Raw genomic sequence first — 22,386 nt, 5'->3', positions numbered from 1 at the left:
GGAGTTTCTTTCGGATCGGGCCGGATCGGTGAGCGGGGTCCGGTGCCGTGGATCGCGAGGCGGAGGAGGGAGCCCACGCGGAGCGCCGGCGACCGACGACAACGCGGCGAGGCGCGGTGCCAGGGCTCGCGAGCCCGGCACGATCCGAAAGAGACGACCTAGGAGGCGCCGAGGTGGTCCGCCGTACGCACCGCCAGCGAGGCCGCGAGCGTCACCCCGGGGTGCGCGGCCAGTGCGATGACGCCCGGAGCGCTGGTCAGTGGTGCGCACAGCACGTGATCGCCCGCCGGAATCGGGCGGAACCCGATGGCCAGGTCTCCCAGCACGGGCTCGCCCGGCAGTCCGAACGACTCGCGCACGGCGCTCAGCGACGCCCGTGCCCGTGCCCGTGTCGCCGCCTCCGTCTCGCCCGCGACCACGTCCTCGGCGCCGACGAAGCCGTGCCGGGCGGATGGCCGGATCTCGAAGTCCGGTGTGGACACCACCCGGTCGAGCCGTAGTCCCGGCGCGGAGAACGTGAAGCGCGCGGCCGGGACGCCGGGCACGTCGATGTGCTCGCCGAGCTGCCCGGCCAGCGCGGGCAGATCCGTCCCGCAGGCGAGCACGACCCGGTCGGCGGTGAGTGCCACGTCGGCGCCCAGCAGTTCCCAGCCACCCGCCCGGCGCGGACGGACGCGGTCCACCCGGGCGGCGACCAGGGTGGCCCCGCCGGCCCGCGCGCGGGCGAGGAGCGCGTGGCGCAGCTCGTCCGGCTCGACCATGCCCTCGTCGCTCGCGTACGCGGCGACGGGCGGCGGCACCCGCAGACCGGGAAGGAGCCGCCGCAGCGCCCCCGCGTCGACGGTCGCGACACCGGGCCCCGACCGCTCGCCGAACCGGGCCGTCGCGTCCGGGGTCGATGCCCAGCTCACAGCGCCGTTCCAGGTGATGACTCCGCGCAGCGGCGGCGCGGCCGTGATGTCGCGCAGCGCGCCGAGCGAGCGGGCGAGCCCGCTCCTGTCGCGTGCTCCCGACGGCGGCTCCGCCGCCGAACCGTGCGCGTTGAGCCAGCCGAACGCCAGATCCGTCACCGGCGGCCGTGACTCCTCCGCCGTACAGACCACGACGGACAGGCCGCGCCGCACCAGTTCGTCCGCCACCGCCGCTCCCAGCACACCCGAACCGACCACGGCGACACGCATCACGCTCTCCCGTACCACTTGACCACCTCTGTTGCCCACCTCTGTTTGTGCATCGACTGTTGCGCGTCGACGGTTGCGATCCTCCGGCGCCCCCGCGCACGGGCGCTTCGACCACGCGCCGGGAGCGCGGAGGCCGTCCGCGTGCGGCAGGGGCACGCGGCCCCGGCCTCAGGCCGTCCCGCCGTCCCGCCGTCCCTGCGGCCTCCGTGCCGCGCGGGCGGACGGAGCCACCCGGGGCGGCAAGGCCCTCAGTCCGGCCTCAGGAGGGCGCGTGTGGCGGCCCGCAGCCACGTCGCCGCCTCCTCCACCGGCATGCGGTCCGCCCCGACTTCACCGCCTGCCGCGTGGCCGAGGGCGGTGACCGCGGCCACCAGCCATGTGGCCGGCGGCGCGGGGTCGAACTCGCCTGACGCCTGGCCCTTCTCGATCAGCCGGGTGAGCCGGGCCGTGACGGGCTCGTGCCGGGCCAGATCGGCCTCGGTGTCGGCGCGGGCGGTCCCGAGCTGGAGGAGGACCGGGTTGCGTTCGAACAGCCGCCAGCCGATCTCCTGCAACCGCAGCAGGGCGTCCAGGGCGGAGTCCCCCTTCTCCTCCGCCTCGTCCATCGCGGCCATGGCCTGGTCCGTGATCCGGTCGGCGACGGCTCCGATCAGCGTCTCGCGGGAGCCGAAGTGGGCGTAGACGGTCTGACGGGTGACGCCGGCCGCTGCGGCGATGGCGGCCATGCCGGCGTCGGGCCGCTCGGCCAGCAGCCGGACGGCGGCGTCCAGCACCGCGGCCCTGCTGCGCTCGGCGTCGGCGCGGCGGCGGGGCCGGCCCCGAGAGGAGTCGCCGGGGGTCTCGGAAGCAGTCAAATCTTACACCCTTGTCAGAGATGGATGATCATTATATCTTACGGACGTGTAAGAGATCGCTGCGGGGGCTTCCCTCCCGCACGCACGTCAGGAGCATGGTGAATCCTCTCCGCGCACAACCTCCCGGGCAGTTCATCGCCGACTTCCTCACGAACTTCACCAACGCCGTGGTCCACGGCTCGGAAGATCCCTCCGATCTGATGTCCAGGTACTGCACCCGCGATGTCGTCCAAGTCGCCGACGGCGTACGGCTCGACTGGGACCGGCTCGTCGCCCACCTCCGTCCGGTGCGCAGGAATCTGCGCGCGTTCCGGTTCGATGTGCGCGAGGCGTTCCTGGACGGCGACCGGATCGCGGCCCGCTTCACGATTCACGCCCGGATGCGCAAGGGCGAACCGATGGCCACACGCGTCCACATGTTCGCCGAGTTCACCCCCGACGGCCGGTTGCGACGGGCCGAGCAGCTCACCCGGTCCGTCGCCCCCACCGCGCCCGGGACGGACGGGTGATGCGCGCGCGTCCGGTGGGTCCTGGGGCCTCGCCCTGCTGTCCACCGGCGCCCTGGCCGGAGCGTTCGGCTACGGAGCGGCCAACCTCGTCCCCACCTTTCAGGCCGTACCGCTCGACATGAGGCTGTCCTTCCACGCTCAGCTGATGCGGATGAACGGCATCACCATGCAGGCCGCCATGGGCGTCTCGACGCTCAGCGCCCTCGCGCTCGCCGCGATGACACGTGGTGTCCCGCGGCGGCTGGCCGCGGGAGCCGGGCTCCTCGCCCTGGCGTCCTTTCTGATCACGCGTCTCGGCAATGTCCCCATCAACGGCCGCGTCAAGGAGTGGGCGGCCGGCTCGGCGCCCGCCGGTCACGCCGAGGTCCTGGCTCGCTGGGAGGCGTTCAACCACGCGCGCACGGGCGCCGCGTTCGCGGCCTTCACGCTGCTGATCCTGCTCGCCCTGCGAGGTGGTGACACCGGCCGCCCCTCCCGGTGACCCACGGCCCACGGGCCCGCGTCACGGCCGCGCCCCGGTGGTGGTCCCGGGGCACGGCGGCCGGCCTCCCGGGCGACTGTTCCGGAATCAACAAATCCAACCGAATATCTGTACGAACTATTGAATGGCCGGAAAAACCTGTTTCACCACCCCCTATACGGGTTTCCGGTGGAGGAGTCCGCCGCCCGTGCCATGATTCCGCCCGGCCTCACCACCACCTCGACGCCCGGGGAGATCATGGCCCTCTCGCTCCAGGAACTGCTCAGCCTCTTTCCCGGCTCCGACGACGACTTCGGCATCCCCTTCGAGCGGCTCAGAGACCTGGGAGGGGTGCCCGAACTGCTCGCGACCTGGCTCCAGTCGTCGGATCTGACCGTCAGGGGTTCCGTCCCCGACCGGGGGACCCTGACCGTCGAAGGGACCCTGTCCTTCACCCTGGTCGACGGAGCCTGCCCCGTGGTCGTGTCCTTCACCGCGGACGCCGCGCAGACGGTCACCGGGGTCAGCCTCGACTTCACCCTCCCGTCGTCGGACGACGCGGAGACAGCCGGTGCCGCCGACGAGAACGACGAGAACGGCGAGAACGGCGGGAGCGAAGAGGAGGACGAGGAGGACGAGGAGGACCCCGGTCTCGCGCCGCATCTCGTCCTCACCGCCGGCCTCCAGCTCTCCGCCGCGCTGTCCCTGCCCTTCGCCGGCGGGGAGAAGGAGATGGTCTTCACCGCCGGCTACGAGGGCGGCACCCTCACCGGCGACTGGTCCTCCGACGAGGGTCTGTCCTGGGACGACATCGCCGGCGCCCTCGGCACCGCCCCCGCCGAACTCCCGCCCGCGCTGGTGCCCTCGCTCCACCGGGTGGCCTTCGTCTACGAGAAGCGCAGGCGCGCCGTCGTCCTGAGCGCGCGCACCGAGTACGTCCAACTGGCCTGGGCCTCCCTGCCCCGGAGGCGCTCCGCCATCGGCACCGGACGCCGGCTGCGGGCCGTCCTGCTCCAGGGCGTCCACGAGGCGGGTCTCGCCGACCTCCCCACCATCGGCGAGCACATCCCGCTGGAGGACGATCTCGTCCTCGCCGGGCTCCAGGCGTTCCACCTCTCCGCCCCCATGAGGGCCCGCGCGGTGAAGGCCGTCAACGAGCTCATGGCCGACGCGGGCGTCGGACTCGGACTGCCCTCCCGCGATCTGACCGCCGGAGCCTCCGTCGCCATCACCGGCGGTATCGCCCTCACCGCCAGGAACTACGCCCTCGTCCACCCCTTGCGCCGCAGAAAGCCCGGCACCGGCCCGGGACCCGGCCCGGTCCCGCCGCCCTTCGCGCCCGTACCCGCCGCGCCGCCGGTGCTCCCGGCCGTCGCCGGGGACGACGACACCCCCGAGCCGGCCAAGGCGTCCCTCCCCGTCGACGCCGTCCTCGGCCCCCTGCGGATCGCCGAGATCTCCCTCGGCTACGACGAGGGCACCGTCCGCGTCACCATCGACGCGACCCTCGACGCCGGAGGGGTGGAACTCAGCGCCTCCGGACTCGGTTTCACCGTCCGCGTCGACGCGGGCGACGGCGACTGGGAGTTCACCCCCGTCCTCAGCGGTCTCGGGCTCGCCTACGACCGGCCCCCCGTCAGAATCGCCGGCGCCTTCCTCGCCAAGCGGTCCGAGCCGCCCTACGAGCAGCTCTTCGCGGGCATGGCGGTGATCGAGGCCAAGGTCGTCAGCGTCAAGGTCCTCGGCGCCTACGCCCGTGCCGAGGGAGGATTCCCCTCGCTCTTCCTCTACGGGGTCCTCGGCGGGCGCTCCGGCCTCGGGCCGCCCCCGTTCCAGGTGCGCGGCATCGCCGCGGGCTTCGGCTACAACAGCTCCGTACGGGTGCCCGCACCCGCCGACACCCCGTACTTCCCCCTCGTCGCCGAACTCGCCCACGGCGGGGAGGCCCGGCCCCCGCTGGAGGTCCTGGACTCCCTGCTCGACGGCACTGGCGGCAGGGCCGCCTGGATCACCCCCGAACCCGGGCGGATCTGGTTCGCCCTCGGCATCGACTTCACCGTCTTCCGGATGGTCGACGCGCAGGCCCTCGCCCTGGTGGAGCTGGGCGACGACTTCACCGTCGCCGTCCTCGGACTCGCCACCGCCTCCTTCCCCCTCGGCCGGGGCGACGGCCCCGTCCTCGCCCGCGTCCAGCTCGCCCTCCAGGCGCTCTACACCTCGCGCGACGGCATGCTCGCGCTCGCCGCCGAACTCACCCCCGAGTCCTTCGTCCTCGACCCCGACTGCCGGCTCACCGGCGGGCTCGCCTACCGCACCTGGTTCTCCGGGGCCCACGCCGGGGACTTCGTCTTCACCCTCGGTGGCTACCACCGCGACCTCGACGTCCCCGCCCACTACCCGACCGTCCCCCGCCTCGGCTTCACCTGGGGCATCTCCGACGTCGTCACCATCCGGGGCGAGGCGTACTGCGCCCTCACCCCCGCCGCGCTGATGGCGGGCGGACGACTGGAGGTGGCGTTCCACTCGGGCATCGTCGACGCCTGGCTCACCGCCCGTCTGGACGCCCTGATCCAGTGGAAACCCTTCTGGTTCCGGCTGGGCATCGGCGTGCGCGTCGGCTTCTCCGTCGACCTGTGGCTCTTCACCGTGCGGGGCGAGGTCGGCGTCGACCTCGACCTGTGGGGGCCGCGCGTCGGCGGCATCGCCACCGTCCACCTCTGGTGCGTCGACTTCGACATCTCCTTCGGCGCGAGCGCCCGGAGGACCCCGCCCCCGGTCTCCTGGACCGAGTTCCAGGAACAGCTGCCCGCCCGGGACGAGATGCTGCGCATCACCCCCCTCAGCGGCATCCTCCCCGAGGACGAGTCCGTCCGGGCCCGCCGCGCCGCCGCCGGGGACGAGCGCTGGGTGGTCTCCGCCGACGGTTTCTCCTTCTCCACCACCACCGCCGTCCCCGCGTCCAGGGCCACGGCCGGGACGCGGGAGGTCGACGGCGAGCCCCTCGACATCCGGCCCATGGACGCCACCGGGATCGACTCCGCGCACACCCTGACCGTCACCCTGGACGATCGGCCCTTCGACCCCCACGCGCACGGCTGGGTGATCACGGAGGACACCTCCGCCGTGCCGCGGGCGCTCTGGGGCACCGGGGAGCCCGACGCCCACGACCCGCTCGTGCCCGGACGGCTCCTCGGGCTCACCGTCGTCGTACCGCCGCCGCAGGACGGCCCCACCCCCGGGGAGATGACCGATGTCTCCCTCGGCCACGAGGACCTGGCGCCCAGTGACGCCCTGCCCCTCACCCCCGCCGACCCGCCCGCCGGCCCCGTGCCCGAGCGCTGGCAGGGCAGCGGCCCCACCCCCATCGGCACCATCGCCGCCACCATCGCCGGGAGCACGGTTCCCGCCCGTGACGCCCTCCACGAGGAGCTGACCGCCCTCGGGCTCGCCCCGCCGGACCACCACGACCCCCTGGACGGCTTCGCCGCCCGTGCCGCGAGCACCTTCACCGCCGAACCGCTGACGATCTGACGCGCGCCACGGGAGCCGCCATGACCCAGACAGCCGCCGGGGAGACCCCCCGGTTCACCGTCCACTTCCACGACGACCACATCGCCCCCGCGCCCGCAGGGCTCTACACCGCCGCCCTCGAACACGTCATCGAGGGCCCCGGTGTCGACGACGCGCTGCCCGCCGTCCGCCAGGACTTCGAGATCCGGGCCCCGCAGTTCACCCTGGACGCCTCCTTCGTCCACGCCCTGCACCCCGCGCCCGGTGCCTCCGGCGCCTTCGAGTACGTCCTGCCGCACATCACCCTCAACCGGCTGATCCTGCCGTGGGAACGCAGCCCCGACCCGGACGACCCCACCCTGCCCTGGCTGGCGCTGCTGCTCTTCGCCGAGGAGGAACTGCCCGGCGACCCCAAGGCCCAGGGCACCACCCGCACCCGCACCGTGCGCGAGCTGATCGGGACCGCCGACCCCGCCGTCCTCACCCCCGGCATCAACCGCGTCCCGGACGAACTGCTCGACAGCGAGTGCGCCACCGTCGACATCCCCGCCGACGTCTACACGGGCCTGATCCCGCGCAAGCGGGAACTGCGCCACCTCTGCCATCTGCGCCGGGTCCGCGACCGGCAGGCCGCCCGGGTCACCGGGCCCGCCGGCGAGATCCTGGAGGCCGGGGAGTACGGCGTCGTCGTCGCCAACCGCTTCCCCCGCACCGCCGGACGGTACGCGGCCCACCTCGTCTCCCTCGAAGGCTTCGCCGACCACCTCGGCGGCGCCCGCCCCACCCAGGACACCGTCCGGATGGTGTCCCTCGTCGCCTGGTCCTTCGAGGCGGCCCCCGACGCGGGCGGCCACTTCGCCGCCCTCGTCCGCGCGCTCGCCGAGGACCCGGCGGGACTCGGACTGCGGCTGACCGGCGGGCGGCCCGCACAGGGCCCCGCCGCCGACCGGCTCGCCCGGGGCTACGCACCCGTCGGCCATGTCCTGCCCTCCGGGGAGCGCACCCTCGCCTGGTACCGGGGGCCGTTCACCCCCGTCGTCCCCCGGCAGCCGCCCGGATTCGGCGACACCCCGCTGCTGCGCGCCGACGAAGCCCTGGTCTACCTCACCGACACCGGGGTCTTCGACGTCAGTTACGCCTCGGCCTTCACCCTCGGCCGGGCCCTGGCCCTGGCCGACGACACCCTCGCGAGCGCGCTCACCGCCTTCCGCTCCCGCTCCCGCCGGGTCGCGGCCAGAGCCCTGGCCCACTCCCGTACCGCCGTCTCCCTCGCGGCGGACAGCGCCCACCCGGCCCGCGACCGCTTCCACCGGCTCATCGAGGACGGACTCGGCGACCGGCTGCGCCAAGCCGCCCGCACCACCGGGACCCCCGCCGCCGGGAGCGCCCGCCGCCAGGGCGGGGGAGTGCCCCGCCCGCCGTCCGTCACCGCGCTGCGGAACGGGGCACTCCGCGCCGGGCCCCTCCACGAGGGCCTGCTCCGCGCCCTCGAACAGCCCCTCGCCGAACTGCGCGACACCGTCGACCAGGTGGCCCTGATCGCCCGGACACCCCTGCACCACCTGGTGCCCGACGCCCGGATGCTGCCACCGGAGAGCCTGCGGTTCTTCCATGTCGACCCCTGGTGGTGCACCGCCCTGCGGGACGGCGTCCTCAGCACCGGCATCGGCACCACCCTGGACGAGGAAGTCGCCCGCATGGCCCGCGCCACCCTCGGCGAACCCCGCCCGCTCTCCGGCCTCCTCATGCGCTCCGCGCTGGTCCGGGGCTGGCCCGAGGTCGTCGTCGAACCCCTGAGCACCGCGTCCGGACTCCTCGGCACCGTCCACCGCAGGGTGATCGGCCCCGATCTGCTCCTCTGCCTCATCGACGGCGTGCCCGACGAGGTTGTCCTCCGCGAGCCCCACGCCGGAATCCACTTCGGCGTCGACGAGAACGACCGCATCGGGCTGCGCCGGCTCACCCCACCGGTCGGGGACTCCCTCGGCGAGGAGGCGGCCTTCCCCGCCGACGGCGGCATCACCCGCTTCCTGCGGACCTCCCACGGCGGTGCCGTCCCCGAGATCCTGAGCGTCACCGAGGGCCCCGATCCGCTGGTTCCCGCGCTGGCCGCCGCCCTGCGGGAGCGCGGCGAACTCCCCGACGGCCAGGACCTGTCGCCCGGGGCGCTCGCCGCGGAACTCGTCAACGCGCCGCAGCGGATCTCCTTCACCCCCGGCCGACGTTAGGAACCCGTACGCGATGGACTCCACGACATCCCTGATCGTCCCCGTACAGGTGGACACGCTGCTGGTGAACAAGCGCGTCCGGGCCAACGAGCCCTTCCGCCGCTGGTATCCCGACTTCGAACGGCTCGACCAGCGGGAAGCGCCCGAACCCGACCCCTTCGGCAGCGCCTCGTCCGACAAGCCCGGCCTCGGCGCCCATGTGCACTGGCAGCTCCCCGACGCCCTGCGGCGCGGAGAACAGGACGGACCCGCCGGGCGGGTCGAGTTCCGGTACGTGCCCAACCGCTGGCTGGTCGTCCGCTACAGCCGCCCCGCGACCGCCCCCGGAGCGACCCCCACCGCCGCCGGCTGGGTCGTCGACAGCGACTTCCTCGACGACGACGAGGGCACCTCCGCCTTTCTCGACCCCGCCGCGCCCGGACTGGTGCCGGCCTGGATCGGCCGCGCCGTCCCCGTCACCACCGAACCCTTCGACGGACGGGTGTCCGACACCCCCTTCCTCACCGCCGTCGGCCCCGGGCTGCCCACCTTCTCCGCCTTCCAGCCCTACAACGAGAACGTCTTCTCCCTCCACGACCCGCTCACCGGCCTCACCGAACCCAGCCTCATCGGCTACGCCGTCGTCGGCTGGTACTCCGACCCGGAGTGGGACATCCTCCACGCGCCCCCCGGCGGCGATGTCCGCGCCTGGCTGGACACCCTGCGCTGGGCCACCACCGATCCCGCCCTCACACCCACCCGCTCCTACTGCGCGGGCACCTCCCTCGGTCTCCGCTGGGACCCCGACGGCGACCGCCCCACCCCCGACCGCAAACCGGACGACATCAACGCGATCGACATCGCCGTCGGCCATGTCGCCCCCGACGCCGCCACCGCGCTCACCCCCGCCGCCCTGGACGACCCCGAAGCGGCCCTGCTCTGGGAGGCGTTCGGCTACGACCTCCTCGACGTGCTCGACGAGGACGGCGAGAGCGCCCTCGACCAGGCCCTGCGCCGCACCTGGTTCGGCGCCGAGGAGGGCGGCCACCGGTGGCGCGTCGTCGACCGGCCCCGGCCGCCGGGCGGGGAACGGAGGCAGCGCGCCGCCCGCGAGATCACGGCGGAGCGGGAGTGGCTGGACGGGCTCAACCGGGCCCAGTCCGACCACGACACCGCCCTGCGCGAACTCGCCCACCTCCAGCGCCGGCTCTACGGACTGTGGTGGCTGCGGGGCCGCCGCACCAGGCCCCCCGGGTGGGACACCCTCTGCGACGCCCGGCTCGACCCGGCGGCGGCGGACTCCCTCGCCACGGACGTACGGACCGCCACCGAAGCGCTGTTCGGCGCGGACGGGCTGCGCTCGAAGGTCCCCTGGGGCGACACCGCCGGGGAACTGGCCGGGAGGATCGCCGAGTTCGCCGAGGGCCACATCGCCCCCGACCGCGAACTCCAGCGCTGCCCCGAACCCTCCTTCCACAGCACCCCCGACCCCTCCATCGTCGTCCGGGGGGCCCGGCTCGACCGCCCGCTGACCGACGAGGACGCCCTGCCCTGCCGTACCGCGGCCGAGACCGTCACCGGTGTCGTCATCGACGGTGCCATGGCCCCGGCCCCGGCCGAGCCGCCCGCGCCCCGGCTCGGCGGAGTCCCCGGACAGGACGTGATCGCCGCGCTGCTGAAGGAGTTCTTCCTCCTCGACCGGGCGGCCCTCAGCGGCGACGACCTGGAACAGGCCATCGCCGACCCCGGCACCCGGGTGCGGGGCAGCGTCGCCCGCTGGACCCGCCCCTGGGAACAGCCCTGGTCCCCGCTCCACCTCGTCTGGAAGACGGACTGCCACCCCACCCCGTACCACAGCGCCGGCACGGACCACTGGAGCTTCGACGGCACCCGCTACACCTGGGACGGCACCGGCGCCGTGGACCCCGCCACCCTCACCGGACGGGCCCTCCTCAACCCGCTGCTCCCCTTCAACACCCGCTCCCGGCTCACCCAGCACATCCGCACCCACCCCCGGGGGCCCGTGGCCGAACTGGCGGCCCTGCGGGAGAGGACCGCCGAGGACGACGAGCTGTCCCAGCGCATCGACGGGGTGAACCTCTGGCTCGCCCAGCACTCGCCCGCCTTCAACCTACGGACCGACCTCGTCGACACCAGCAGCTCCCGCGTTCCGCTGAGCGAGGTGCCCGACCCCGGCCCGGTGAGCGAGCCGCCGAGGGAGTTCCGCCCCGTCCGCGCCGGACAGCTCGCCTTCGAACAGCTCCATGTCATCGACCGCTTCGGCCGCTCCCTCGCCGTCATCAGCCCCGACAACCATCTCCAGTACGCGGTGAAGCGCGCCGACAGCGTGGTCCCGGACATCCCGGTCAACGAGGAGAACGCGTACCGCTACATCCAGCTCCCGCCCCGGCTGCTCCAGCCCGCCCGGCTCCGCTTCGACTTCGTCTCCGCCGCCGACGACCACCGGCGGATCGTGGCCGACGACGGCCCCGAGGCGGCGGACGGGGACACCCCCGTCTGCGGCTGGCTGATCGTCAACCGGCTCGCGGACTCCCTGCTGGTGCACGCCCCCGACGGCACCGCGCTCGGTGAGATCAGGGCGGTGCTCGACACCGCGCACCGGAGGGCGGCCGACTGGGACCCGCTGCCCGGTTCCCCGTACCCGGAGGCCGGCGACGGCACCGGCCCCGGGCGGGAGTTCCGGCAGGACCTGCCCCACCTCCACGGCTTCGTCACCGGACTCCTCGACGGCGGCCCCGACGCCTTCGACGCCCTGCTCGCCACCGTGGACAGCGCCCTGTCCGCGACCGCGCCCCAGGGCGAGGACACCAGCCTCGCCGCACTCGTGGGACGGCCCATGGCCCTGCTGCGCGGCCGGGTACGGCTGGAGCTGGACGGGCCCGCGATGACCGCGTCCTCCTGGGAGGAGGTCCTCGCCCCCTCCGCGCCCGAGTTCACCGAGTACCGGTGGAATGTCCGGCTGGGAGCGGGGGACATCGTCAGCGACGGGCTGGCGGGATTCTTCACCGGCACCGACTACACCACGCTCCACACGGTCGCCGAGCGCCCCGGCGCCGGGCCCGCCGGCCCACCGGACCCTGACCGGGACGGTGACGGCGAGCGCGCCGGCGGCGGACCCGGCGCCCCGGGCTACACCGTCCCCATCGACGGCCGCGAGATCGCGCTGCGGGCGCGCCCCGCGCGCGGTGACCATTCCCCCGAGGGCTCCCGCGAGGACGAGGACACCGCCTGGCTGACCCTGCTCGCCGATCCCTGGGCCGCCGTCCACGCGGTCAGCGACATCCTGCCGGTGGCCCGGCTGGAGCTGCCGGAGACCTGGGTGCGCACGCCGCTGGGCCGGGTCCGGCTCGCGTTCCGGACGGGTCCGCTGCTCGCGGGCGTCCGGAAGGTTCCCGGAGCGGAGGGAGCGGAGGGAGCGGAGGGAGCGGGAGGCGCGCGGGGCGAGGAGGGCGCCGAGGCCGTCGACCATCTGGTGATGCCCCACCCCTCCGGCCGGCGCGGCACCTGGTCCTGGGCCGAGCCCGCGCCCGGGAGCGGCGGGGCCGGTGACTGGACCACTCTTCCCCTCGCCCCGCCCGACCCCGCCCTGGCCCTCTCCGACACCACCCCCGCGGCCCGCTCCGGCTACCTCCGGCTCAGCGGGGCGCTCGACGAGTCCGGCTCCGGCGAACAGCCCCCAGGGAGCAGCGCATGACCACCCCCCTCGGCTATCGCGTCCGCACCAGCCCCTCCCCGCTGCGGATCAGCACCGCCGCGCGGGACAGCCACGCGACCGTCGAGGTCGTCGTCACCAACGACGGCCCGGAGCCCGCCGTCCGGGAGGCCGTCACCGTCTCCCTTCCCTCCGGCACCGGGCCCGGTAGCCTCACCGCGCTGCCGCAGGCCGTCAGCGCCCGGGTCGACGACCCCGCGTGGACGGCGGAGCACCGGGGCGGCGGGGTCTTCGCGCTCCGCCCGGCCGTCCCCGGCACCCCGCTGCCGCCCGGTGGCCGGATCACGCTCACCCTGACCGGGGTCGTCGTGGACCGGATGCCCGGCACCGTGACCGTGGACATCGCCGAGGCCCTTCCGCCGGGCGGTCCGCGGCGCACCACGGCGGCGCACGCGGTACGGCTGGCGAAGGCCGCCCCCGACGCCCTGCTGGAGGACTTCCGGCCCGACAGCGCGGGCGTGGCCAACGGCGAGACGGTGACCCTGACCTGGAAGTGCCGGGAGGGCCCCGACTTCGAGCTGTTCCACGACGACCAGCGCGTGCCCGTCAACGGCTTCATCAGCGACGGCAGCGGCCGCTGGACCTCGCCGCCCCTGACCCGGGCCACCGCCTTCATGCTGCTGGCCTCCACCACCGAGGACGGAGCGCCGGTCACCTACGGGCTGACCACCGCCGTGACCGTGGACATCCCCGATCTGGAGGTCGGCGATCTCGACGCCAACGGCACGGTCAGGCTCTTCGGACAGGCCCAGGAGCTCCCGGTCACCACCCAGAGCGAGGCCACGACGTACTTCGCCGACACCGACGGGATCTTGACCGGATACGTCAAGACCGTGTCGTCCGGCAACATGGCCGAACTCTCCGTGCTGGTCACCCCGCCGGGGCTGGGACGGCAGAAGTTCGCCGCCCAGTCCTGGGACGTGCGCGGCGGCACCGACAACCAGGAGGCGAGCCTCTTCGTCCCCGTGCCGAAGGACTCGGTGATCCGGGTCGTCTCCAAGGGGCTCGACTTCACCGCCGCCCTGACCTGGTTCCCCTTCGGCACCGGCCCGCTGCGCGAGCACACCCCTTGACGACCGCCGACCGGCCACGCGACCCCAGGAGTCCCGCCATGACCTCCCTCGTCCCCTCCGGTATCGACGCCGCGTTCGGCGTCCCCGGCCCCTCCGGCCCGCTGATCTGGTTCGTCCGGGGCGGCTGGGCGGTGGAACACGACGCGGGGGCGGTCGCCCCGCCCCTGCGCGGCGCCGCCGTCGCCGACCTGTGGCCGAAGCTGCCCGCCGCCTACCGGGGCGGGTTCGACGGCGCCTGCGCCACCGACGGCCCGGAGGTCCACTTCTTCAGGGGCGCGACCACCGTCCGGTACGACGTGGTGGGGAACGAACCCGTCGGCGGTACCTCCCCGGTCGCGATCGGCAGCCGCTTCCCCGGACTGAACAGGGACGCCCCCGACTTCACCCAGGGCATCGACGCCGGGTTGCCGAACCCCGACGGCACGCTCTACTTCTTCCGGGGCGAACGGTGTGCCGTCTACGACCCCGAGGCCGACGAGGTCCTCGACCACGGCACCATCGCCGAGATCTGGCGCACCCCCGAGTTCCCCGACGCGGAGGTCCACCGGGGTGTCGCGGCGGCCTTCAGCCACCCCGCGACCAGCAATGGCCATCTGGTCACCCGCGACGGCGTCCGGGCCGCGCGGTGCAACACGGACCGGGGCAGGATCACCTCCGAGCCGGCACCGCTGCGGGAGCGCTGGCCCCACCGGACCTTCCTCGCCGTGACCGACAGCACCGAGGAACTGCTCCGGGTCCACGACGCGGCGACCGGGCAGCTGATCCGGCAGACCTCGATCGGGCGCTCGGGCCAGGTCGCGTTCTCCGCCGACGGCTTCCTCGGCTTCGCCCCCGTCCACCAGGACCGCCATCTGGTCGTCTGCGACCTGACGGCGGGGACGCTGGACACCGTGGACCTCGGGGGCAGCCCCTACGGGGTCACGGCGCTGCCCGACGGCTCCGCCGTCTGGGTCGGGGATCTCGAAGGCCCGTGCGTCCACGCCGTCGACACCGCCACCGGAACCGTCACACCGATCGAGGCCGGACGCACTCCCTCGGCGCTGGTGGCCGCCCCCGACGGGCGCTTCGTCCATGTGAGCTGCCGGGGCGACGGGGACGTGGCGGTGGTGGACACCGCGAGCGGCACCGTGAGCCGCAGGCTGGGCGAGCTGTCCACACCGGCGGATGTGGTGGTCACCCCCGACGGCCGCGGCCTCGCGGTCCTCGACCCGTCGTCCGGCAGCAGCTTCGTCGCCCTGCTGACCACCTCGGGGGCCGGTTCGGCCCGGCTGGTGGAGACCGGCCGGGATCTCATGGGCATCGCCGCGGCCCCGGACTCCCGCACGGTCTACGCCGCCGACCTCGGACGCGAGGTCCGGGTGATCGACATCCCGGGCGCGGCCCAGACCGGCACCATCACGGCCGGCGGACGGTCCTCCTCGGTCGCCGTCACCCCCGAGGGCGACCGGCTTCTCGTCGTGGGACAGCGGGCGGACCGGGTCGAGATCTTCGACACCGCGAGCGGCGAGAAGACCGGGGAGATCCCGCTCGGCGCGGCCCTCACCGAGTACGCCTATCTCTCCACCGGCCCCGCCTGGGGCTGAGCGCACCACCGGACGGAGAAAGGAGCACCGCCATGGCCCGCCGCAGCCCGGGGGAGAGCCTCCTCGCGGTCACGTACACCGTGACCACCCGGCCCTCGCCCCTCCAGGTGTCCCAGGGCGCCACCCCGGCCCTGGCCTCCGTGGACGTGGTCCTCACCAACCACCGGGACGAGACCGTGGTCCCCGAGGAGATCGTCTTCGCCTTTCCGGTGGGGGACGGCCCCGGGGACCTCACGGCCAACCCCGGCGGTATCGAGCCCCGCCTCGACGACTCCAGACGCTGGCGGCTGGAGCCCGAGTCCGACCGCCCCGGCGCCTTTCTGCTCACGCCCAAACGCGGGGGCGAACTGGAGCCGGGGGAGGAGTTGGTGGTGACCTTCGCCCATATCCAGATCAATCCGGCGGTCGGCACCAGCAGGCTCACGGTCACCGAGGCCGTGGAGGGCGGCGGCGGACCCCAGCACGAGGACCACCCCCTGGCCAAGGTCCCCGCCGGGTTCACCGTCGGCGACCTCCGCCCCCAGTACCTCCTCGTCGAGAGCGGTGAGGGCGCCGTCCTCACCTGGCGCGGCGAGAGCGGGCCCGGGGCCGTCTACACCATGCTCCACGCCGGTGAGCCCGTCGATGTCACCCGGGTCAGACGCTGGGAGTCCCCAGCCCTCCACCAGGACACCGCGTTCACCCTGGTGGTCGAGGTGACGGTGGACGGCGGCACCGCCGAGTACGCGCTGAGCACCCTGGTCACCGTCGCCCGGCCCGATCTGACGGTCCGCCGTCTCACGGTCGGGGGCAGGGTCGCCCTGACCCCCGTCCCCGTGGAGTTCGCGCTCGACGACGATGTCCTCGTGCGCGAGTGCGCGGCGGAGACCGACGGCCTGCTGATCGGGCACATCCTCGCCGACGAGGACATCACCGACCCCGCCGCACCGGCGCCGACCCTCGCGGTGACCGTCACCGTCGGGCGAGCCGCCCGCCGCAGCAGTGTGCAGTCCCGGACCGCCGCCCGCTCACCCGAGGACCCGGGGAGCGGTCTGACGGCCCTGGTGCCCCGGGGAGCGGCCGTCCGGATCACCCGCGACGACCGCGCCGCGCACACCCACCGGCTCACCTGGATTCCGTTCGGCACCGGCGAACTGGGGACCGCTCCCGAGGCCGTGCCCTAGGTCGTCTCTTCCGGATCGCGCCGGGCTCGCGAGCCCCGGCACCGCGCCCCGCCGCGTTGTCGCCGGTCGCCGGCGCTCCGCGTGGGCTCCCTCCTCCGCCTCGCGATCCACGGCACCGGACCCCGCTCACCGGTCCGGCCCGATCCGAGAGAAACTCCCTAGCCACCCACCAGCAGGTTCACCCCGAGAACGACCATGGTCGTGGCGACCAGGCCGTCCAGCACCCGCCAGGAGGACGGCTTGGCCAGGGGACGGCTCAGCAGCCGCGCGCCGAAACCGAGCGCCGTGAACCAGCACAGGCTCGCGAGCACGGCCCCCGTGCCGAAGGCCCAGCGCAGCGGCCCGCGGTCGGCCGCGATGGAGCCGAGCAGCAGCACCGTGTCGAGGTACACATGGGGGTTGAGCCACGTCAGGGCCAGACAGGTGAGCACGGCACGGCGCCGGGACCCGCCGGGGGCGTCGCTCGCCCGCAGAGCCGAGGGGCGGAACACCCGCCGCGCGGCGACGAGTCCGTAGCCGATGAGGAAGAGACCACCCACCAGGGCGACCGTGGTCAGCGCCGCCGGCCAGGCCGTGACGAGCGCACCGATGCCGGCGACGCCCAGGACGATGAGCACCGCGTCGGACAGGGCGCAGATGCCCACGACGGGCAGGACCGCCTCGCGCCGGAGCCCCTGGCGCAGCACGAAGGCGTTCTGCGCGCCGATGGCGACGATGAGCGAGAGACCGGTGGTGAAGCCGGCGATGACGGTGATGAGTTCCTGGGGCATGCGGGCCACCGTAGAAAGCCCTGCGCCATCAGTACAGCTACGTTTTCTTCACTATCATGAGCGGATGTGATGAGAGAGCTTCCACTGGACCAGGTGCGGACCCTGCTGGCCGTGATCGACGAGGGGACGTTCGAGGCCGCGGCGAACGTGCTGCATGTGACACCGTCCGCGGTGAGCCAGCGGGTGAAGGCGCTGGAGCAGCACACGGGACGGGTGCTGCTGCTCCGCACCAAGCCGGTGCGGCCGACACCGTCCGGTGAGATCGTGGTGGGCTTCGCCCGCCGGCTCGCCCTGCTGGAGCGCGAGGCGCGGTCCGCGCTGGGCATGGCGGGCCCGGACGAGCCGATCCAGATGTCCGTCGCGGTGAACTCCGACTCGCTGGCCACCTGGTTCCTGGCGGCGCTCGGCAGGGTGCCGGAGGAGTGGCGGCTCTGCTACGAACTGCGCCGCGAGGACCAGGACCACACGGCCGCCCTGCTGCGCGACGGCCTGGTGATGGCGGCGGTGACCTCGTCGCCGGAGGCCGTGGCGGGCTGTTCGGCGCGCCTGCTGGGACATATGCGGTACGTCCCGGTGGCACAGCCCCGCTTCGCCGCCCGCCTGCTGGGCCGGGGGACGGACTCCGACCCGGTCGGCCTCCTGGCCGCTGCCCCGATGGTCTGTTTCGACCGGCGCGACGACATCCAGGACGCCTTCGTGCGGAGACTGCGGCCCGGCCTCCCGGCGAACCTCCGGCGCCACTGCGTGCCCACATCGGAGGGGTTCGTGGAGGCGGTGGCGGCGGGCATGGGCTGGGGCATGGTCCCCCTCGTCCAGGCCGCCCCGCTGCTCGCCTCCGGCCGTCTGGTCGACCTCGTCCCCGGCCACGCGACGGATGTCCCGCTGTACTGGCAGCAGTGGAAGCTGGACTCACCGGCGCTGGCCGCCGTGGCCGAGGCGGTGGCGGCCGAGGCCGCCGAAGCGCTGAGCGACCCGGAGCCGTCCTGATCGCCGCCGGAATACGGCGCTACGCCTCGGACAGGCTCCGCGCGGGGGCGCGGAGCCCAGGGCAGCGGCCCCGGGGCCGGACGGAGCCCCTGCCCCTCTCGCCCGCCGCGTGGCCCGCACTGTCGCGCCCGGCCCGCCGCCCGCCGCCGGTTCACGGACTCCCCGGCAGGGAAGGGGATCGAACCAGGAAGCAGGCCCTGACGCGTCCGCTCGGTGCGAGGGCCTCGACGGGGACGGCGGGGATCGACGGAGCCGGCGGGGCCAGGGGCGGATCGTCGGGCGGGGCTGCTTCCCGCCGCGCCGGGGAGCCGCTGCCCCGGACTCCGCGTGGACGGGTGACCGAGCGGCGCGGGCCACCCCGTCGGCCGCTGGCTCGACCGGGGGAACGGCCCGTCGCCCGTGGCGCGCCGGGCCGCCGTGCTGAACGGCGTCCGGCTCCCCGGGCCGCCGGAGGCCGGGGCGGCCCGCTGACGGTCGCGTACCCCGCCCCCGGTGTGTGCTCCCGCGCGCTCAGGGCCCCGCGTGGACCTGACAGGCCCACAGACTCGGTGTCCGCGGATACTCCTCCCGCACCTCGCGGACCGTCCGGTGCAGCGCCGCCGCCGTGCCCGCCACCTCCAGCGAACCGTCGGCCGCCGCCAGCCGCTCGTAGACACCCCGCGCGATCCGCGCTCCCACGATGTCGTCCACCTGCCACAGCGAGCCGATGACATGGGGGAAACCGGCCATCTGGAACGCGCTCACGATGTGCACCGACTCATCGGCCAGTCCGGGGCTGGTGCGCAGGGTGTCGCACGCCGACAGATAGGCCAGCCGCGCCCCGGGCAGCCGCAGCCGGGCCAGCTCGCGGACCGTCGGCGAACCCGCCGGCCCGTGCAGCACCAGCCGGGTGTCCGACGGGCGCAGCGGATCGCTGACGGCATGACAGGCGAAGTGCGCGTACGGGTGCTCCCGCAGCAGCCTCTCCACCGCGGCCCGGTTCGCCGCGCCGCCGTTCAGCACCACGGCACCGGGCAGCCGCTCGCCGAGCCAGCGGGCCTCCTCGCGCGCGCCCGGCAGCCCGGGCAGCCCCTCCGCGTCCGGGACCGCCACCACGAGCACCCGCCCCGGCGGGCCGGAACTCCCGCGCAGCCGGGCCCTGGCGTGGTGCAGCGCCCGCAGCGTCGGTGTGTACGAGGACACCACCAGGTCCAGCGCGCCCGGCCCGCCGCCCGCCGGGGCCGCCGCGTGCAGCGGAAGCGACCCGAGCGGCCCGCCCGGCGACCACCACAGTCTCGGCGGCAGCACCCCGGGGGCCGGGGGAGCGGTCAGCCCCAGCCACCCCAGCACCGGGCCGGCGACCGCCTCCCACAGCCACTCCAGCGTCCTCCGCACCTCCTCCTGCGCCCGCAGCGCCCCTTTCCGGCCGCACTCGGGCGCCGCCAGCAGCGCCAGCGCATCCTGGAAGCGCCCGGTGCGCGCGGCGACCTCCCGGGCGGTGAGCCCCGGCAGCGGTACCGCGCCGACCGACCCGGCGGTGATGACCAGCGCCCCGCCCGGCGCCCCGCCCGGTCCGCCCCCGGGCGACTCCGGGCCGCCGGGGGAGTGGACGAGCACCACCGGACCGTCCGCCGCCGTCGCCCGCAGCTCGCCCTCCTCCCACGCGCGGACCGGGCTGAACAGCCGCAGCCCGGGAAACCGGTCCCGGATACGGCCGATCAGCTCCCGCCACTCGGCCGCCGCCTCCTGCCGGGCGTCCGCGGCCGTCCCCCCGCCGTGCCCCGCCGGCGCCCCCTCACCGCCCTCACCCGCCCATGGCCCGCCCCCGGCGGTCGCCGCGTCCAGCCGCTCCCGCAGCCGGAGAAACCGGCCGGCCAGCTCCGGCGCGCGGGACGCCAGCTCGGTGAGGTCACCGGCCACGTCGAAGGCGTGCGAGAGCAGCACCCCCCGCGCCTGCTCCAGCAGCCGCACCGCGAGCCCCGGGTCGCCGCAGCGCAGCGCACAGGCCGCTGCCTCGGCACCCAGACCCACCGTCCGGCTCAGCCGGAACTCCTGGTCGTCGCGGACCAGATGGCGCGGCGAGACGGCGGGCAGCAGATCGACCGCCGTGGTGAAACCCTCCAGCGCCCGCTCCGGGCGGTCCAGCGCCGCCCATGCCCTGCCCCACTCCCGCGCCGCGTCCAGCCGGTCGGACGGCGCCCCGTGCGGCTCCAGGGCCCCGGCGCGGAACGCCTCCGCCGCCGCCGTCAGATCCGCCCGTGACGGGCCCCGGCCCCGGGGTTCCGCCAGCACCGTCCCCAGGTGCCACAGCCGGGCCGTGAGGTTGGGGTGCCCGGCCGGTGTCGCGTCCACCGCCGCGCGCAGCAGCGCGACCACCTCGTCCCGCGCCGCGCCCGACCCGGGCGCCCGCACTCCCGCGTACCGCGCCTGCGCCGCCGCCACCAGCGCGCCCGCCCGGTACGCCGCCCCGTGCGGAGCGTCCGCGACCACCCCGTCCGCCAGCGCCGCCGCCTCCCGCAGATACCGCCGCCGGCCGCTCACCCCGGCCAGCGTCAGCAGCGCCAGCGCCAGATTCAGCCGCCGCTGCGGCAGCAGCGGCTCCGTGTCCGGTGTCAGCCGCACCGCCTCCCGCAGCCGTTCCACCGCCCCGGCGACCGCGTCCGGGTCCGGCGCGCGCTCGGTGCCGTGCAGCATCGCCGCCCCGGTCGCCGACACGATCGCCGCCCGCTGGGCGGGCGGCAGCCCCGGCAGCGCCGCCGCCCGCTCCCGGCACTCCACCGCCTCCCGCAGATCCGCCGAGTCGTCGGCCAGCCGGAACCGCGCCAGCAGCGCGCCGCTGAGATTGAGCAGCCGCCCGCCGAGCATCGAGTGCTCCCCGGGGGTGAGCGCCACGCACGCGCGCAGCACCTCGACCGCCTCCGCCGGACCGGCCCCCGGCGCTCCCGCCCGATGGCCGGTGAGCAGCACACTTCCCAGGTCGTTGAGGACGGCGGCCCGCTGCGGATGCCCCGGAGGCGTCAGCGTCAGCGCCTCCCGCAGCCGCGCCACCGCCGTCGCCGCGTCCCCGGGGCCGCCGGCCCCGCGCTCGTACCGGGCTCGCAGCTCCAGACCGGTGTTCACCAGCCACTGAAGCCGCCGGCCCACCGGCTCCGGGCCGTCCGCGCCGCCGTCCTCCGGGACCTCGCCGGCCAGGGCCCGTTCCCGCGACCCGGCCGGGTCCGCCGGGTCGCCGCCGCCCCGGCCGCGCAACCGCAGCGCGGTCGCCAGCGTCTCCCGCGCCCTGGCCCGCCCCCGGGGATCGGACCACGGCGTACCGTCCGCCTCCCGCAGCAGAGCGATCGCCTCGGTGAGATCCGCCGGAGCCGCCACGAACCGGTACCGCAGGACCAGCGCCCCCGCCAGCGCCGCCAGCCCCGCGCCGCGCCCTTCCGGATGGCCCGGCGCCGCCCGCCGGAGGAGGGCGACGATCTCGTCGTGCTCCCGGGCGCCGCCGCCGTCCCGGGCCAGCCGCAACTGGAGCATCAGGCCCAGATTCCCCTGATACCGGCCGAGTTCGGGGTCGCGCCGGCCGGTCTGGTCCACAACGTCGCGGGCGGCGCCGATCGCCTCGTCCAGATCCTCCGGGTGGTGCCCGCGCTCGTACCGCTCGGCGAGCGACAGCGCGTAGTTGCTCAGCGCCGGCAGCCGGTCCGGATCGTCCTCCGGGAGGAGCCGCACGGTCCGCCGGATCATCCGCAGGGCGTCGTCCAGCAGATCCGCGTCGTTCCAGGCGCGGGCCGCCGCGAACTGAGCCGCCGCCAGATGCGACAGCAGCGACGCGTGCGCCGCCCGGTCGTCCTCCGGGGTGGCGAGCACCGCCAGCGTCCCGGCGCCGACGGCGGACGCCAGCAGCTCGTCCCGGGACCGGCCCGACCCCCGGAGTCCGGCGGCGAACGCGGCGAGCCGCCCGTCGTCCCCGGGACCCGCCCGCCGGGCACCCTCGGCCGCCGCCAGCGACGCCCGGCAGACCGCGTCCCACTCGGCAGGACCGTCCGCCCCGTCCGGACGCGGCCGGGTGCCGACGGGCACCGCAGCGAAGCCGGCGGCCAGTTCGGCCGGTACGGCGCCGGGGTCCGCCGCCCACACCGGATGCAGCAGCGTCCCCGCGCAGACGCCCTCGACCCTGCCCCGGCCCTCCCCGAGCGCCCCGCAGCGGGCCCAGTACAGCCATCCCGCCAGCCACCGGGCCGACAGATCCGTCCGGAGGTCGCACCCCCGCAGCAGACCCCTCAACTCGGCGTCCGCCGCCGGGCCGAACAGGGCCGCGGCCTCCCCGCTCTCCTCCGCCCGCCGCAGCCGGCCGGCCACCGCGCTCCGCCAGTCGATTCCCGCCATGCC

13 protein-coding genes are annotated in these 22,386 nt (G+C 75.2%); 9 read left to right on the top strand and 4 right to left on the bottom strand.

Annotated features, from left to right (window positions below; genetic code table 11):
- Positions 1 to 158: 158 nt before the first annotated feature.
- Together ACWCRA_RS15200 and ACWCRA_RS15195 are read right to left on the bottom strand one after the other, a co-directional pair.
- Entirely contained in the window at positions 159 to 1,181 is a 1,023-nt protein-coding gene (locus tag ACWCRA_RS15200; RefSeq protein WP_451067801.1) for an NAD(P)/FAD-dependent oxidoreductase, read from the bottom strand.
- A gap of 248 nt (positions 1,182 to 1,429) precedes the next feature.
- Positions 1,430 to 2,035: a TetR/AcrR family transcriptional regulator gene (locus ACWCRA_RS15195; RefSeq protein WP_451067800.1), complete on the bottom strand. Its 606-nt coding sequence runs from the start codon at positions 2,033 to 2,035 to the stop codon at positions 1,430 to 1,432.
- A gap of 95 nt (positions 2,036 to 2,130) precedes the next feature.
- Here ACWCRA_RS15195 and ACWCRA_RS15190 point away from each other — a divergent pair, with 95 nt between their 5' ends.
- The 8 genes from ACWCRA_RS15190 (at position 2,131) to ACWCRA_RS15155 (ending at position 16,273) form a co-directional block, all read left to right on the top strand.
- Positions 2,131 to 2,544 (top strand): nuclear transport factor 2 family protein, encoded by a 414-nt coding sequence (locus ACWCRA_RS15190; protein ID WP_451067799.1) that lies wholly within the window; start codon positions 2,131 to 2,133, stop codon positions 2,542 to 2,544.
- Between the two features lie 118 nt (positions 2,545 to 2,662).
- Positions 2,663 to 3,025 carry an anthrone oxygenase family protein gene (locus ACWCRA_RS15185; RefSeq protein WP_451067798.1) on the top strand — a complete coding sequence of 121 codons (363 nt, stop codon included), beginning with the start codon at positions 2,663 to 2,665 and terminating at the stop codon, positions 3,023 to 3,025.
- A gap of 168 nt (positions 3,026 to 3,193) precedes the next feature.
- Complete coding sequence (locus ACWCRA_RS15180; protein ID WP_451067797.1) at positions 3,194 to 6,535, top strand: DUF6603 domain-containing protein; 3,342 nt, start codon at positions 3,194 to 3,196, stop codon at positions 6,533 to 6,535.
- Between the two features lie 20 nt (positions 6,536 to 6,555).
- A complete protein-coding gene (locus tag ACWCRA_RS15175; protein WP_451067796.1) occupies positions 6,556 to 8,742 on the top strand; it encodes a hypothetical protein in 2,187 nt (728 codons plus the stop codon).
- A gap of 13 nt (positions 8,743 to 8,755) precedes the next feature.
- Entirely contained in the window at positions 8,756 to 12,436 is a 3,681-nt protein-coding gene (locus ACWCRA_RS15170) for a hypothetical protein (RefSeq protein ID WP_451067795.1), read from the top strand.
- Positions 12,433 to 13,527: a hypothetical protein gene (locus tag ACWCRA_RS15165; protein WP_451067794.1), complete on the top strand. Its 1,095-nt coding sequence runs from the start codon at positions 12,433 to 12,435 to the stop codon at positions 13,525 to 13,527. The genes ACWCRA_RS15170 and ACWCRA_RS15165 overlap by 4 nt, the downstream gene beginning before the upstream one ends.
- A 38-nt stretch (positions 13,528 to 13,565) precedes the next feature.
- Positions 13,566 to 15,110 carry a cell surface protein gene (locus ACWCRA_RS15160; RefSeq protein ID WP_451067793.1) on the top strand — a complete coding sequence of 515 codons (1,545 nt, stop codon included), beginning with the start codon at positions 13,566 to 13,568 and terminating at the stop codon, positions 15,108 to 15,110.
- A 32-nt stretch (positions 15,111 to 15,142) separates the two neighbouring features.
- Positions 15,143 to 16,273 carry a hypothetical protein gene (locus ACWCRA_RS15155; protein ID WP_451067792.1) on the top strand — a complete coding sequence of 377 codons (1,131 nt, stop codon included), beginning with the start codon at positions 15,143 to 15,145 and terminating at the stop codon, positions 16,271 to 16,273.
- A gap of 158 nt (positions 16,274 to 16,431) precedes the next feature.
- On the opposite strand, the gene ACWCRA_RS15150 is transcribed toward ACWCRA_RS15155, so the two are convergent.
- Positions 16,432 to 17,043, bottom strand: coding sequence for a LysE/ArgO family amino acid transporter (locus tag ACWCRA_RS15150; RefSeq protein ID WP_351555390.1), 612 nt, complete (start codon positions 17,041 to 17,043; stop codon positions 16,432 to 16,434).
- A gap of 66 nt (positions 17,044 to 17,109) precedes the next feature.
- Here ACWCRA_RS15150 and ACWCRA_RS15145 point away from each other — a divergent pair, with 66 nt between their 5' ends.
- Complete coding sequence (locus ACWCRA_RS15145) at positions 17,110 to 18,030, top strand: LysR family transcriptional regulator ArgP (protein WP_351555388.1); 921 nt, start codon at positions 17,110 to 17,112, stop codon at positions 18,028 to 18,030.
- Between the two features lie 510 nt (positions 18,031 to 18,540).
- Here the strand turns inward: ACWCRA_RS15145 and ACWCRA_RS15140 are convergent.
- Positions 18,541 to 22,383: a CHAT domain-containing protein gene (locus tag ACWCRA_RS15140; protein ID WP_451067791.1), complete on the bottom strand. Its 3,843-nt coding sequence runs from the start codon at positions 22,381 to 22,383 to the stop codon at positions 18,541 to 18,543.
- Positions 22,384 to 22,386: the final 3 nt, after the last annotated feature.

It is taken from the genome of Streptomyces sp. NPDC001889, from assembly GCF_053594535.1.
Note: the sequence above shows the minus strand (reverse complement) of the source record. Positions and strands in the feature narration are given on the sequence as shown.